We start from the raw sequence: 14266 nt of genomic DNA on the forward strand, positions 1-14266 counted from the left end.
GCCGGCACGGAGGGCCGGGCCGGGGATCTTCCGCCGGAGCGTCCGCGGCGCGCCTGGTGGTGCCGCGACGTCGTCCCTGATCAGCGCGCGAGTCCGCCCGACGGCCGTCGGACGGAGCGAGCATCCCACCCTGCGCCCGTTCCCTGCGTCGGCAGGAGCGCATGTGACACGATTGGGCCATGACCAACGCGGGCGACGGCAACGGCTGGCAGGCTCCCGGCGGCTCGTCGGACAGTTCGTCCGAGAGCGGGCGCGAGGGATCCGGCGCGACTGCGCCGGCCGACCCGCCCGGCGCATCCGCTCCCGAGCAGCCGCGCTACGGGCAGTTCGCGCCGCCGACCGGCTATGGCGCGCCGACCGCCGGCTACGGCGCCCCGGCCGCCTCCGATGCTCAGACGTACGCGGCTCCGGTCCTCCCCAGCGCGCCGGTGGGCTGGACCCCACCGCCCAAGCCCGGCATCGTCCCGCTGCGTCCGCTCGGATTCGGCGCCCTGCTGGCCGCACCCTTCCGCTACCTGCGTCACTCTCGCGGCGTGCTCGGCTTCGCTCTCCTGCTGCAGGTCGGCCTGCTCGTGCTCATCGGGCTGATCGGCGTCGCGGTGTTCTTCGGAGGCTTCAATCGGATCACCGACTACACGGATCCCGACCAGAACCCGCTGATCGCCGGATCCATCGCAGCGAGCATCATCGCCGCGATCGGCTACCTCCTGCTGAACCTCGTCGTCTCCGCCTTCATCCAGGGCGTCGTCGTCGTGGACATGTCGCTCGCCGTCCTCGGCCAGAAGCAGAGCCTGCGCCAGCTCTGGCAGCGCGTGAAGCCCTCGTTCTGGGCGCTCGTGCGCTGGACGCTGCTGCTGTCCGTCGCCGTGATCATCGCGCTGCTCGTGCTCACCGGCATCGTGCTCATCGGTGTGGCGATCGGCGGCGTCGGCCTCGCGATCAGCATCGGAGTCACGATCCTCCTCGCCCTCGGCGCGATCGTGCTCGGTGTCTGGCTGTTCGTCAAGTTCTCGATCACCCCCAGCATCATCGTGCTCGAGCGCTCCAAGGCGCTGCCCGCCGCCCGCCGCTCGTGGGCGCTGACGACCGGCTACTTCTGGCGCACGCTCGGTGCCCAGCTGCTCACCGCGGCGATCATCTACCTGGCGTCCTACCTGATCAGCATCCCCTTGGGACTGCTCCAGTTCGTCGGCCTGATCATCGATCCGACCGGCAGCAGCGGCGCTGCCATCGCCGTCATCATCGTCGTCTACGTGCTGTCCACCGTCGTCAGCCTGCTGATCGGCACGGTGGGCGCCCTCGTGCAGGCGGCCCTCGTCTCGCTCATCTACATCGACCTCCGGATGCGCAAGGAAGGCCTCGACCTCGTGCTCCAGCGCCACGTCGAGCAGACCGGCTCGAGCACAGCGAACAGCGCGGGGAGCAGCACCGGCTACTCCGACCCCTCGGCGGCCGGTACACCCGCCGACCCGTACGCCCCGCTCACGCGGGAGTTCGCCTGATCGCACCGGTCGCCGTTCCGCTCGAACCGGATGGCGACCAGGGCAGGCAGTGGCTCACCGACGAGCTGAGCAAACAGGTCTACCAGGCGGCAAAGCCGACCCCGTTCGACCTGGCGGCCCAGGCGATCTCCGACTGGTTCAACTCGCTGCTGAGGAGTGCGGGACAGGCGCAGGGCGCCATCGGACTGGTGCTCGTGGTGATCCTCATCACCGGCATCATCGTGGCCGCCTTCTTCATCTTCGGACGGCCTCGACTCAGCCGCCGGAGCGGGGTCGCTGCCGAGCTGTTCGGTGAGGACGACGCCCGCGGCTCGGCGGAGCTGCGCCGCTCGGCCGAACAGGCTGCCGCGGCGGGCGACTTCACCCTCGCCCTCGAGGAGCTGTATCGAGCGATCGCGCGCGGCCTCGCCGAGCGCACCATCGTGGAGGTCTCCCCCGGCACCACAGCCCGTGGATTCGCGCGGCGAGCGGGAATCGCGTTCCCGGCGGAGGCGGCCAGGCTGGCGTCATCCGCCGAGGACTTCGACGACGTCCGGTATCTCGGCCGGACCGGAACGCGCGAGCAGTACGAGCGGCTTCTGGACCTCGACCGCACGCTGTCGACGGCCCGTCCCAGCGCTCTCGAGGCCGCGAGGTGAGCCTGTTCGACGGCGGGACGGCGACCGCGACGGCGCCCACGGTGTCGGTGACGTCCGGCTCGTCCGACAACGCGGCGTCGGCATCACCGCGGCAGGCCTTCCGCCGCGCCTCCTTCTGGATCGTCTTCGGCGCCATCGCGATCGTGGTGGGCATCATCAGCACGATCGCGGCGGGCGGGGTCACGCCGACCGATCGATTCGGCGCGGACAACGCCGGCCCGACGGGCGGCCGCGCGCTCGCGGAGGTGCTGAGGCAGCAGGGCGTCACCGTCACGGCGGCCGGTTCGGCCGACGAGGTCACGGAGCTCGCGGCCGATCCCGCCGACACCACGCTGATGCTCTACGACACCAACGCCTTCCTCACGTCGCAGTCCGCGGCGGAGCTGCAGGGCGTCGCGGATCGGATCGTGCTCGTCGAGCCGACCGCGGATCTGCTCGACGTCTTCGCGCCGGATGTCGCGACGGCCGGGTCCCCGGACGTCGGAAGCGACGCGTCCTCCCTCGCGGCCGCGTGCTCGGTTCCCGCGGCGCAGCGCGCGGGCAGTGTCACGGTGGGCAGCATGAGCGTCCAGCCGCTGGATGACTCCGACTCATCGCAGACCCAGTTCTGCTTCCCCGATGATTCCGGGCGCTACCTGCTGGCCCAGCTGACCGCCGGCTCCACGACCGTGACGGTGCTGCCCGACTCCGAGCCGTTCACGAACGAGCAGATCACCCGATCGGGCAATGCGTCGCTGGCGCTCAGTCTGCTCGGCGAGACGGATCAGCTCATCTGGTACCTGCCCGGGCTGGGCGATCTGGCCGGCGGCGAGGACGTTCCGACCGTGGCCGACCTGACGCCGGAGTGGGTCACCCCGATCCTGCTGCTGCTGATCGTGGTGTTCGTCGCCGCGGCGGTCTGGCGAGGTCGGCGCCTCGGGCCTCTGGTCATCGAGAACCTGCCCGTGGTCGTCCGCTCCCGCGAGACGATGGAGGGTCGGGCGCGGCTCTATCAGAGATCGTCGTCGCGGGGCCGGGCGCTCGACAACCTCCGGATCGGCACCATCGGTCGAGTGGCCACCATGCTCAATCTCTCGCGCACCTCGTCGGTCGACGAGGTCGTCGATGCGACAGCCGCCCTGCTCGGCGAGCCGGCGTCGATCCTTCGCGCCCTGCTGCGCGACCTCGAGCCGGCCACCGACGCCGACCTGGTCCGGATGAGCGACGAGCTGCTCCGCCTGGAGCGCGCCGTCCGCCGGGCGACCAGCCCTCTGGGGCCTTCGTGATCCGCCGCCGCCTCCCCGCGTCCTCTCCCCTCCCGTCCACTTCCACGGATCAGGTGATTCTCACGAATCAGGCGATTCTGCGATTTCGAACACGGATCAGGCGATTTTCACCTGATCCGGGATCAAAGACCTGATCCGTGACACTCCCCGAGAACGAAAGAATGACTACATGAGCGTCGAACTCCGTCAGCAGCTCGAGCGCGTGCGCACCGAGGTCGGCAAGGCGGTGGTGGGCCAGGACGGCGCCGTCACCGGGATGATCATCGCGCTGCTCGCCCGCGGGCACGTGCTGCTCGAGGGCGTGCCCGGTGTCGCGAAGACGCTGCTGGTGCGCACGCTCAGCCACACGCTGCAGCTCGACACCAAGCGCGTCCAGTTCACCCCCGACCTTATGCCGGGCGATGTCACCGGATCGGTCGTCTACGAGCCCTCGTCCGCGGGCTTCGTGTTCCGCGAGGGACCTGTCTTCACTAACATCCTGCTCGCCGACGAGATCAACCGCACGCCTCCGAAGACGCAGTCCGCACTGCTCGAGGCGATGGAGGAGCGTCAGGTCTCGGTCGACGGTCGCACGCTGCCGCTGCCGACGCCCTTCATGGTCGCCGCCACGATGAACCCGATCGAGTACGAGGGCACCTACACGCTGCCGGAGGCGCAGCTCGATCGGTTCCTGCTCAAGCTCGTGCTCGACCTGCCGCCGCGCGACACAGAGTTCGAGGTCCTCCGGCGGCACGCTCGTGGCTTCGATCCGCGCAATCTGGACGCCGCCGGCGTCACGGCGGTCCTCGGTCCCGCCGAACTCGCCGCGGCGCAGAAGGCGGTCTCGGCCGTCGGCGCCTCGGACGATGTGATCGGCTACGCGGTCGACCTCGCGCGCGCGACTCGCAGCTCGCCGTCGGTCAAGCTGGGCGTCTCGCCGCGTGGCACGACCGCCCTGCTCGCCGCATCCAAGGCATGGGCGTGGCTGCAGGGCTTCGAGAGCGTGACACCCGACCACATCCAGGAGATGGCGCTGCCGGTGTTCCGTCACCGCCTCGCTCTCCGCCCCGAGGCCGAGCTCGAGGGTGTGTCGGTCGATGCGATCCTGCGCTCGATCCTCGCCCAGGTCCGCGTCCCGATCTGATCCGATGCCGTCCATCCTCATGAAAGCGGCGACCGCCGGCGCTTCCTCCTGTTCGTCGGTCGAGGAGCGCCTGCCGGGCGCGTCTCGAGACCGGCTGCCGTCGTCGAACGCTCGGCACCCGAACGTCGCGTCGACCGCCGAAGCGCGCTGATGGCGGTCACCGGCAGATTCGTGCTCTTCGTGCTCATCGGCATCGTGCCGGTGCTCGCGTTCGGAGTGCTGTTCGACGCGGGAGGTGCCTCGCTCGCGATCTGGCTCCTGGTCAGCATCCTGCTCGGCGTCCTCGATCTCGCTTTCGCCGCGTCACCCCGCACGGTCGGCGTCGAGCGCACCCTTCCCTCGCGGATCCGACTCGGCGAGAGCGCGGACGCCCGGCTGCTCGTCACGAACAACGGATCCCGCACCCTCCGCGGGCTGGTCCGCGACGCCTGGCAGCCGTCCGCTGGCGCCAACCGCACGCGCTTCCCGATGACGATCCCCGCGGGCGAGCGGCGCGCGGCCGACTTCACCCTCGTCCCGTTCCGCCGCGGCGAGCGCCGCACATCGCAGGTGACCGTGCGCTCGAACGGACCCCTCGGACTCTGGGCCCGCCAGGCGACCCTCTCCGCGCCGGGAGCCGTGCGCGTGCTGCCGCCGTTCAACTCTCGACGGCACCTGCCGTCCCGGCTGACGCGACTCCGCGAGCTCGACGGTCGGACGAGTGTGATGGTGCGCGGACAGGGCACGGAGTTCGACTCCATCCGCGAGTACGTCCGCGGCGACGACGTGCGCTCGATCGACTGGCGCGCGACCGCTCGGCGCAGCAGCGGACCGGACGGATCGGCCCAGCAGGTGATGGTGCGCACCTGGCGCCCCGAACGCGATCGCCGGGTGGTAATCGTGATCGACTCAGGACGCACCTCGGCCGCGCGAGTCCAGGACGAGACGCGGCTCGACACGGCCTTCGAGGCGTCGCTGCTGCTCGCCGCCCTGGCCACCCGCGCCGGCGACCGGGTCGACATGTTCTCGTACGACCGCCGAGTGCGCGCCCGCGTGCAGGGAGCGGTCGGCGCGGAGCTGCTGTCCCGGATGGTCGATGCGATGGCGCCCCTCGAGCCCGATCTGATCGAGACCGACTGGACGGCCGTTCCCTCTCAGGTCCGATCGATCAGCTCGCAGCGCTCGCTGGTGGTGATCCTGACGTCCATCGAGTCGGCGGGCGCCTCGAGGGCACTGCTGTCGATGCTCCCCCAGCTGACCCGTCGGCACGTCGTGGTCGTGGCATCGGTCGTCGATCCGGAGATCCTCGCGAGCACAGGTCAGCGCGGCGATCGCGAGGAGGTCTACCGGGCCGCCGCCGCCGAGCGATCGCTGCTGGACGGCGAGCGCGTCGCCGCCGCCATCCGCCAGCTGGGCGCAGAGGTCGTCACCGGCGCACCCGCAGACCTGCCCCCGGCGCTCGCCGACCGCTACCTGGCCCTGAAGGCCGCCGGCCGCCTGTAGTCGCGAACGCGTCGCAGCAGCCGGCCGCCTTTCCTACCGTCGGTCACCTTTCAATCTCTCTCGGCCACCTTTCGTACCGTCGGCCACCTTTGGATCCCACTCGGCCACCTTTCGTACCGTGGGCCAGGTTTACAACCCGTGCCGTCGGTAGGAAAGGTGGCCGAGCGAGTCCCCGAGAAGCCGATCCGCTCGGCCTCAGCCCTATCGGGCGAGGAGGCCGGCGATATCCAGGATCGCGCCCAGCCCGAGGGAGATGACGGTGGCGAGCGAAACTCCCCCGACGGCGAACGCGGTGATCGACAGCGCGAGGACCCATCCCTCGGCCTTGGGCCTGTCGACCGTCTCGACGTCCTGCAGCACCTCGAGGTCCCCGAGCTCGACCAGCTGCTCGCCGGTGGGATCGACCCCCGCGGGACCCGCCTGCTGCGCGGAGTGCACGTGCATCTGCGGATCGACCATCAGCCGGCCGTCAACTGTCGCGCGCCGGATTCGAACTCGTCGATGTCGCCCGTCTGCCCAGCTCGGTAGGCCCGCCCGCCGATGACGATCATGTAGAAGAGGAACGCTCCGAGCGCGAGGGCGCCGATCGCGACCTTGATCTGCCAGGGCCACGGCTGAGGGGTGACGAAGCCCTCGATGATGCCCGAGACGAACAGCACGATCACCAGTCCGATGGCGACCGAGAACAGTGCGCGCGCATCCTCCGCGAGCGCGCGTCCTCGGGTGCGACCGCCCGGCGCGATCCACGCCCAGAAGATGCGCAGCCCTGCAGCCGCCGCGACGAACACCGCCGTCAGCTCGAGCAGGCCGTGCGGAAGGATGTACTGGAAGAAGGTGTCGCCCTTGTCGTAGGCGAACATCACGCCGCCGGCGGTGCCGACGTTCTGCGCGTTGGACAGCACCACATAGGGCACCCATACCCCGGTGATCCCGAAGGCCACGCACTGCGCGGCGATCCAGGCATTGTTCGTCCAGACCTGACCGGCGAACGACGCCGCAGGATTCTCGCTGTAGTAGTCGGTGAAGTCGTTGTTCACGAATGCCTGCAGATCGGTGTTCTGGCCCAGTGCGGCGAGCACCCGCGGATCGCTGGCGATCCAGAATCCCCAGATAAAGGCGACGATCACAGTGACGGCGGCGACGGCGGCCGTGATCCAGCGGATCCGGTAGAGCGCAGCGGGCAGCTGGCCGGCGAAGAACAGGGGCAGGGTGCGCAGGAGGTTGCCGCCGACTCCGGTGAACCGCAGCCGTGCGCGGGACAGGGTGACGGACAGCCGATCGCCGATCAGCGTCGACCCGGCCGTGGTCTTGATGGCGGAGAGATTGGTCGCTCCTGCCTGATAGCGCTCGATGAGCTCGTCGGCCTCTGCGCCGTGCAGGTCGCGCCGCCGTGCGAGGGCGGCCAGGCGATCCCACTCCTCGCGATGCGCAGCGGTGTACGCGTCGAGGTCCACGCTTACGATGATAGGCATGCCCGATCGTCTGGACGGCCCCTCGATCGCCGATGACGAGGTGATCGTCGGCGAGGCGGTCGCGCTCGACGTGCGACCGGCGAGCGTGATCCTGCGAGCCGCGGGCGCCCTCATCGACATCGTCGCCGCCGGACTGGTGCTGCTCGCCTTCTTCACGGGCATCGGATTCGTCGTGCAGTTCAACTTCGACAACGCTCTGCTGGCGGCGCTGGCGATCACGATCATCGTGACCGTGCTGATCATCGTGCCGACCGTGGTCGAGCTGGTCACCGGCGGGCTGTCGCTCGGCAAGCTCGCGGTCGGCGTGCGGATCGTGCGCGACGACGGGGGTGCGATCGGCTTCCGCCACGCATTCGTGCGCGCGCTGACGGGAGTGCTGGAGTTCTGGTTCACGGCGGGCGGGCTGGCGCTGCTCGTCTCACTGCTCAATCCGCGTGCCAAGCGGCTGGGCGATCTGCTGGCCGGAACCTATTCGCAGCAGGAGCGGGTGCCCAAGACGATCGAGCCGATCTGGGGTGTCCCCGAATCGCTGCAGGAATGGTCGCGGCTCGCCGATGTCGGCCGCCTGCCGGATCGGCTCTCCCGGCGGATCGCCGCGTTCCTCGGTCAGGCGGGTCGGATGACGCCCTACTCGCGCGGCCGGATCGCCGCCGACCTCGCGGCCGAGGCGTCACCATGGGTGTCGCCCCTGCCGGCCGAGCTGGAGCCGGAGCTCTTCCTCGCCGCCGTCGCGGTCCTCCGCCGCGAGCGCGAGGCAACCGGGTACGCCCTGGAGCGGGACCGTCTGGCCCGCCTGGATCCGGTCCTGACCGGCAACCCCCACGGCTTCCCGAACCGCTGACCTCTTCCTGCGTTCCGGCCGAGTGTGCGCGCACGGGGTCAGCATGGCGCGCAGCGACAGGCTTCTCCGTGTCATAGGTCGCGAGCGGCGCCCGAAGGGTGCCCGAGCGACCGTATGGGGATGGCGTGCGGAATCCACCATCCGCGTCAGGCATATGGCGGTTCATTAGCGTCGCTAATGAGCTAGGCTAATGATCGAGATGACGACGATCGATCCTGACGACAACGAGCTGCGAATGCTCATCCAGAAGGTCGCACGGCGGATCCGGGCGAATCGCGGAGACGCCGACGTCACGGACACCCAGCTCGCGACAATGATGCGCATCACCCGGGAAGGTCCGACGACGCCCGGACGGCTTGCGGATCTCGAGAAGGTCAGCCCCCCATCGATGAACCGCACTCTCAATTCGCTCGAGGATCGTGGGCACATCCTGCGCACCCCCTCCCCCGATGACGCCCGCAAGGTGCTCGTCGACCTGACACCCGCCGCCCGCGACCTCATCGCCGAGACGAAGCGGCTGCGCGCAGAGTGGTTCAGCGCCCATCTCGATGTGCTGACCGAAGTCGAGCGCGCCCAGCTTCGCGACGTCCGCGACATCCTGCGGAAGCTGGCCGATTCGTGAGCGTGTGGTCAGTGGAGGTGAACGGATGAAGGCGATGTTCGCGTCGCTCAGCTGGGCGAACTACCGGCTCTGGTTCGCGGGGGCACTTCTCTCCAACATCGGCGCGTGGATGCAGCGCACGGCGCAGGACTGGATCGTCCTGACCGAACTGAGCGACCACAACGCGATCGCCGTCGGAATCACGATGGCTCTGCAGTTCGGCCCGCTCCTCTTCATCGCACCATTCGCCGGAGTGCTCGTAGACCGGATCAATGGGCGGAAGCTGCTCGTCATCACGCAGACGGCCCAGGCCGTGCTGGCCGTCGGACTCGGCGCCCTCGTCCTGTCCGGCCTCGCCCAGCTCTGGATGGTCTTCGTCTTCGCATTCCTGCTCGGCGTGGTGACGGCATTCGACAATCCCGCTCGCCAGACCTTCGTCGGCGAACTGGTGCCCGCGAAATCGCTGCCGAACGCGATCGCGCTGAACTCGGCGTCCTTCAACTCCGCTCGCCTCATCGGGCCGGCCATCGCGGGCGTCTCGGTCGCCGCGCTCGGCGCGGGCTGGGTGTTCGTCATCAACGGCGCGACCTTCGCCTTCGTGCTTCTCGCCCTGTGGCGACTCCGCACCGACGAGCTGCGGGTCGTGGCGAAGGCCCCACGCGCTCGTGGACAGATCCGCGAGGGGATCCGGTACATCCGTGGCCGCTCCGACCTCGTCGTCGTGCTGATGATGACCTTCCTCGTCGGCACCTTCGGGTTCAACTTCCCGATCTTCACCAGCACGATGGCGAGCATCGAGTTCGGCACCGATGCCGACGGCTTCGGCTTCCTTCTCTCAGCACTCGCGGTCGGCTCGGTCGCCGGCGCGCTGCTCAGCGCACGTCGCGAGCGGCCTCGGGTCGCCGTGGTCGTCGCGGCGGCAGGAGGCTTCGCTGTCACCATCCTGATCGCCGCCCTCGTTCCGAGCTACGCCACCTTTGCGATCGCCCTGGTGTTCGTCGGCCTCTTCTCGTTGACGTTCTCGACGAGCGCGAACGCATTCGTGCAGACGTCCACGGCGCCCATCATGCGCGGACGGGTCATGTCGATCTACATGGCGATCTTCGCCGGCACCACGTTCGTCGGAGCACCGATCGTCGGAGGTATCGCAGACACGCTCGGACCCCGGTGGGCGCTCGGCGTCGCGGCCCTGTCAGGATTCGCGGCACTCGGGATCGGGATCGTCTGGTTCGTGATGCGCCGTCGGCATGCGGAGGACTCGGGCGGACCGGCAACGGATCAGCCCGTCGGATCGAAGGCCAGCGCCGCGCCCGCTGTCACGACGGTCGCCGAAGCTCCGGTCGCCGAGGACGAGCATGCCGTAGTCCCCTGATCCGGCCGAAGGCGAGCACCGAGCGATCGATGAATGGGCAACCGGCCGGATGAGGCGAACCCTCAGCCACGCACCGGCTTTGCCGCTCGGATCACTCCGAGCGGCAGATCTGGTCAGCTCGCTGGACGATGCTCAGTAGCGGTAGTGATCCGGCTTGTAGGGTCCGGCCGGGTTGATCCCGAGATAGTCGGCCTGAGCCGGGCTGAGCTCGGTGAGCTGCACCCCGAGAGCGGCGAGGTGGAGACGTGCCACCTTCTCGTCGAGGATCTTCGGCAGCACGTGCACACCGACCGGGTAGCTCTCGGGAGAGCCGAAGAGCTCGATCTGCGCGAGCACCTGGTTGGAGAACGAGTTGCTCATCACGAACGACGGGTGTCCAGTGGCGTTGCCGAGGTTCATCAGTCGCCCCTCGGAGAGCACGAGCACGCTGCGTCCGGTGGGCAGACGCCACTCGTGCACCTGCGGCTTGATCTCGATCCGCTCTGCCTGGCCGCTCGCCGCAAGGCCCTCGAGTCCGGCCATGTCGATCTCGTTGTCGAAGTGGCCGACGTTGGCGATGATGGCGAGGTGCTTGAGCCCGAGGATCGAGTCGAGCGAGACCACGCCGGCATTGCCGGTGGCGGTGATGAGGATGTCGATGTCGCCGATGACGTTCTCGAGCCGCTGGACCTGGAAGCCGTCCATCGCCGCCTGGAGGGCGTTGATGGGGTCGATCTCACTGACGATGACCCGGGCGCCCTGGCCGCGAAGCGCCTCGGCTGCGCCCTTGCCGACATCGCCGTAGCCGCAGACGAATGCGACCTTGCCGCCCATCAGCACGTCGGTCGCGCGGTTCAGGCCGTCGGGCAGTGAATGCCGGATGCCGTAGACGTTGTCGAACTTGCTCTTGGTGACCGAGTCGTTGACGTTCATCGCGGGGAAGAGCAGCTTGCCGTCGCGAGCCAGCTCGTAGAGGCGGTGGACTCCGGTGGTGGTCTCCTCGGTGACGCCGCGGAGGTCGGCGGCGATCCGGGTCCAGCGATCGGAGCTGCGGTCGAGCGAGCGACGGAGCACGTCGAGCACGATGATGAACTCGGCGGATTCCGTGTCGGCGGCCTCGGGCACGCGGCCGGCCTTCTCGAATTCGACGCCCTTGTGCACGAGCAGCGTCGCATCGCCGCCGTCATCGAGGATCATGTTCGGCCCCGACCAGGTCTCGCCGGCGGCGGTCGCCTCGTCGCTCCAGTCGAAGATCTCCTCGGTGCACTCCCAGTACTCGGCGAGTGTCTCGCCCTTCCAGGCGAAGACAGGGACGCCGGCGGGCTGCTCGACGGTGCCGGTGGGGCCGACGACGACAGCGGCAGCTGCCTCGTTCTGGGTGGAGAAGATGTTGCAGCTCGCCCAGCGCACCTGCGCACCGAGGGCCACGAGTGTCTCGATGAGCACGGCGGTCTGCACGGTCATGTGCAGCGAGCCGGCGATGCGCGCGCCGGCCAGCGGCTTGCTCTCGCCGAACTCGGCGCGAAGCGCCATCAATCCGGGCATCTCGTTCTCGGCGAGGCGGATCTGGTGACGGCCCGCCTCGGCCAGGCCGAGGTCGGCGACCCGATAGCTGAAGCTGACGGCGGTGGGCGACTCGGTCGACGTGATGCTCATGGGCACATTCTCGCAGACCCGCCCGACATGGGCGCTGGGTGGAAGAGCGGCCGACAGCACATCGACGGAGCACGTCCCGAGCCGCGTTCGACCCGATGTCCGAGGGTCCATCTAGCTTCGAGATGAGCAGGACAATCGAACGCATGTACTAATAGACTGATCGAACGAGCTGAGGGGCGCACATCATGATCACCACCATCAACTGGAACTGGCTTTTCGAGACCACCACCGATGGCGAAGGGGCGCTGGCTGTCGCACTCGGCGTGGGAATCGTCGAGATGCCCGCCGTCGAGACGGCAGTCGCCGCTCTCCGCACGCGGGAGCTGCAGGCCGCCTGAGCCGGTCTCGGGCGCGGCAAACTCAGCGGCCGCCACCGAGGTCACGGTGAGGGACAGTGCGGGGCTTCAGACCGCCTGGTCGCGGAGGTCGACGTACCTGATGATCTGCCAGCCCTGCGGGGCCGACAGGCGCTCCGCGTGACGGGCACACAGGTCGTAGCTGTGCGGCTCGGCGGTCTGACTGAGCGGGCCGAGAACGGCCATCGAGTCCGCGTAGACGTACGTGAGGGTGGCCACGGCATCGCCAGGGCACCCCACGCGCGAACACGGACGATTGCTCATCGTGACCAGGATACGCGCCGAGCCCGCCCGAGTACGCTAACCACATGGCCCGGTCTCGCTCCGTCTCGTCGCGAGTTCGCGCTCCGCGGGCCCGCGGACGCGATCGTCACGGCCGTGGCCTGCGCTCGTCGGTGACCGGCCCGCACCTGCCGATGCTGCGTGGGCGGATCGATCTATTCGAATCGACCGTGGCCGACACCGCCGAATATCTGCGGGGCTTGTGGCCCGAGCTCTCGTCGGCGACCTTCGAGGTCGCCGGGCTCCCCCGCGCCGTCTCGGGTCCCGGCATCGACCGCTGGCTGGTGATCCCCGAGGAGAGCAGGATCATCCTGTTCCGCCTCCCCATCGAGCGCCTGTCGAAGCTGCACATCAATGACGAGGCGCACATGCGGATGATGATCGAGGGCTGCGTGCTCCGCGCGGTCGGCGAGCTGCTGGGTCGCGACCCATGGGACCTCGCGCCCGACCGCTTCCGCCACCACTGATCGGCGGCGGCCAGGTCCGCCGGCTCGTCGCTATCGCGGGTGAAAGCGTCAGACCGCGGGGGAAACGACCTCCGCGAGAAGGCCGGTGCACCCGCGACAGTCGAAGGCCCATCCGGTTCCCCACAGGCCGCAACGTGCGGTGTCTCTGCACAGATTCGATCCGTGGCCGCAATGACAAGCGTCCTATAGAGATCCTCATTGAATGCGTTCTCTGCCGAGCACAGCCGACGGCCTCCTCGTCAGCTCCGACCTGCTGCGGCTGGGCTTCGGACCGAAGACTCTGCAACGGGAACTGGTCTCCGGTCGCCTCTACCGCGTGCGACGTGGCGCCTACTGCCTTGCCGAAAAGTGGAACGCCTTGGACGAGCGTGGGCGTCATCTGTTGCGGATGCGCGCCGTGCGTGCTGGGATGAGGCTGGAGCCCGTCTTCTGCGACGTATCCGCCGCCATGGCATTGGACCTGCCCTGGCTGGGTCCGACCGGCGACGACGTTCACATTTGCTCGGCCGCCGCTTCGGGCGGTCGCTCCGAGAACGGCGTGCGACGGCATCCGCACGACCTCGAGGGCATGGAGATCGTCGAAGCCGACGGTCTCCTGGTGACCGGAGCCGCTCACACCGTGGCAGCCCTGGCCGCGCGCCTCCCCTTCGCGCAAGGGGTGGGCATGGTGGATGCCGCCCTCTCGCGAGGAGACGGCCACCGCGCGACACCGGACGAGCTGAGTTCGGCGATCAGAAGATTGGGGCCGCGCTCCAACGCTCGAGGCGCCACCGCGGCGTTCGAGTTCGGCACTCACCTGTCGGGCTCGTTCGGGGAGTCCTACTGCCGTGCGCTGATGCACGAACTGGGCTATCCGACTCCTGAATTGCAGGTGCCGTTCTTCGACGAGCGAGGGCGTATCGGGATCGTCGACTACTGGTGGCCCGAGGCGCGGGTGATCGGAGAATTCGACGGCGCGGTCAAGTACCACCGCGCGGACATGCGCAACGGCTCCAGCCCGTCGGAGATCGCCTGGCGAGAGAAGCAGCGCGAAGACAGGCTCCGTCGTCAGTGCGACGGGTTCGTGCGGGTGGTCTGGGCGGAGACCATGGATGCGTCCAGACTCGACGCCGTCCTGCGCGCGTCAGGTCTTCGGCCGGATGCGCGGGGGAAACGACCTTCCCGCGGGTGACGTTTCTCTCGCGACATGTCCGTTTCACCCGCTGAGCCGCGAGCTGCGGCTGCCGCCCG

At 69.0% G+C, this 14266-nt stretch carries 15 protein-coding genes; 11 read left to right on the forward strand and 4 right to left on the reverse strand.

Annotation, left to right across the window (positions count from 1 at the left end; translation table 11 throughout):
• Positions 1-179 precede the first annotated feature (179 nt).
• From E6C64_RS07880 to E6C64_RS07900, 5 genes are all read left to right on the forward strand, one after another.
• Positions 180-1502: a hypothetical protein gene (locus tag E6C64_RS07880; RefSeq protein ID WP_136427072.1), complete on the forward strand. Its 1323-nt coding sequence runs from the start codon at positions 180-182 to the stop codon at positions 1500-1502.
• Positions 1503-1696: 194 nt separating this feature from the next.
• A complete protein-coding gene (locus E6C64_RS07885) occupies positions 1697-2140 on the forward strand; it encodes a DUF4129 domain-containing protein (protein WP_233255520.1) in 444 nt (147 codons plus the stop codon).
• Positions 2137-3405 carry a DUF4350 domain-containing protein gene (locus E6C64_RS07890; protein WP_158437782.1) on the forward strand — a complete coding sequence of 423 codons (1269 nt, stop codon included), beginning with the start codon at positions 2137-2139 and terminating at the stop codon, positions 3403-3405. Before E6C64_RS07885 ends, E6C64_RS07890 begins: the two co-directional genes overlap by 4 nt.
• Positions 3406-3574: 169 nt before the next feature.
• Entirely contained in the window at positions 3575-4528 is a 954-nt protein-coding gene (locus tag E6C64_RS07895) for an AAA family ATPase (protein ID WP_136427074.1), read from the forward strand.
• A 150-nt stretch (positions 4529-4678) separates the two neighbouring features.
• The gene (locus E6C64_RS07900; protein WP_136427075.1) at positions 4679-6010 is read left to right on the forward strand and encodes a DUF58 domain-containing protein; all 1332 of its coding nucleotides are present in this window, start codon (positions 4679-4681) and stop codon (positions 6008-6010) included.
• A 201-nt stretch (positions 6011-6211) separates the two neighbouring features.
• Here the strand turns inward: E6C64_RS07900 and E6C64_RS07905 are convergent, their stop codons facing one another.
• A complete protein-coding gene (locus E6C64_RS07905) occupies positions 6212-6469 on the reverse strand; it encodes a hypothetical protein (RefSeq protein ID WP_136427076.1) in 258 nt (85 codons plus the stop codon).
• The gene (locus tag E6C64_RS07910) at positions 6469-7464 is read right to left on the reverse strand and encodes a stage II sporulation protein M (RefSeq protein WP_136427203.1); all 996 of its coding nucleotides are present in this window, start codon (positions 7462-7464) and stop codon (positions 6469-6471) included. Before E6C64_RS07910 ends, E6C64_RS07905 begins: the two co-directional genes overlap by 1 nt.
• Before the next feature lie 16 nt (positions 7465-7480).
• On the opposite strand from E6C64_RS07910, the gene E6C64_RS07915 reads away from it, so the two are divergent.
• From E6C64_RS07915 to E6C64_RS07925, 3 genes are all read left to right on the forward strand, one after another.
• Positions 7481-8323 (forward strand): RDD family protein, encoded by an 843-nt coding sequence (locus E6C64_RS07915; protein ID WP_136427077.1) that lies wholly within the window; start codon positions 7481-7483, stop codon positions 8321-8323.
• A gap of 199 nt (positions 8324-8522) precedes the next feature.
• Positions 8523-8945, forward strand: coding sequence for a MarR family winged helix-turn-helix transcriptional regulator (locus E6C64_RS07920; protein WP_158437783.1), 423 nt, complete (start codon positions 8523-8525; stop codon positions 8943-8945).
• Positions 8946-8970: 25 nt separating this feature from the next.
• A complete protein-coding gene (locus tag E6C64_RS07925) occupies positions 8971-10296 on the forward strand; it encodes an MFS transporter (RefSeq protein ID WP_136427079.1) in 1326 nt (441 codons plus the stop codon).
• Positions 10297-10428: 132 nt separating this feature from the next.
• Here the strand turns inward: E6C64_RS07925 and ahcY are convergent, their stop codons facing one another.
• Positions 10429-11931, reverse strand: a complete 1503-nt coding sequence (gene ahcY, locus E6C64_RS07930; RefSeq protein ID WP_136427080.1) for an adenosylhomocysteinase — start codon at positions 11929-11931, stop codon at positions 10429-10431.
• Positions 11932-12116: 185 nt separating this feature from the next.
• Between ahcY and E6C64_RS18930 the strand changes: the two genes are divergently transcribed.
• Positions 12117-12269 carry a hypothetical protein gene (locus E6C64_RS18930; RefSeq protein WP_158437784.1) on the forward strand — a complete coding sequence of 51 codons (153 nt, stop codon included), beginning with the start codon at positions 12117-12119 and terminating at the stop codon, positions 12267-12269.
• Positions 12270-12335: 66 nt separating this feature from the next.
• On the opposite strand, the gene E6C64_RS07935 is transcribed toward E6C64_RS18930, so the two are convergent.
• Positions 12336-12551 carry a DUF3499 family protein gene (locus E6C64_RS07935; RefSeq protein ID WP_136427081.1) on the reverse strand — a complete coding sequence of 72 codons (216 nt, stop codon included), beginning with the start codon at positions 12549-12551 and terminating at the stop codon, positions 12336-12338.
• A gap of 44 nt (positions 12552-12595) precedes the next feature.
• On the opposite strand from E6C64_RS07935, the gene E6C64_RS07940 reads away from it, so the two are divergent.
• Both E6C64_RS07940 and E6C64_RS07945 read left to right on the forward strand, forming a co-directional pair.
• Complete coding sequence (locus E6C64_RS07940; RefSeq protein WP_136427082.1) at positions 12596-13036, forward strand: metallopeptidase family protein; 441 nt, start codon at positions 12596-12598, stop codon at positions 13034-13036.
• Positions 13037-13238: 202 nt separating this feature from the next.
• On the forward strand, positions 13239-14207 hold the full coding sequence (locus E6C64_RS07945) for a type IV toxin-antitoxin system AbiEi family antitoxin domain-containing protein (protein WP_136427083.1): 969 nt from the start codon (positions 13239-13241) through the stop codon (positions 14205-14207).
• Positions 14208-14266: the final 59 nt, after the last annotated feature.

The organism is Naasia lichenicola, from assembly GCF_004801885.1.
GTDB classification, from domain to species: domain Bacteria; phylum Actinomycetota; class Actinomycetes; order Actinomycetales; family Microbacteriaceae; genus Naasia; species Naasia lichenicola.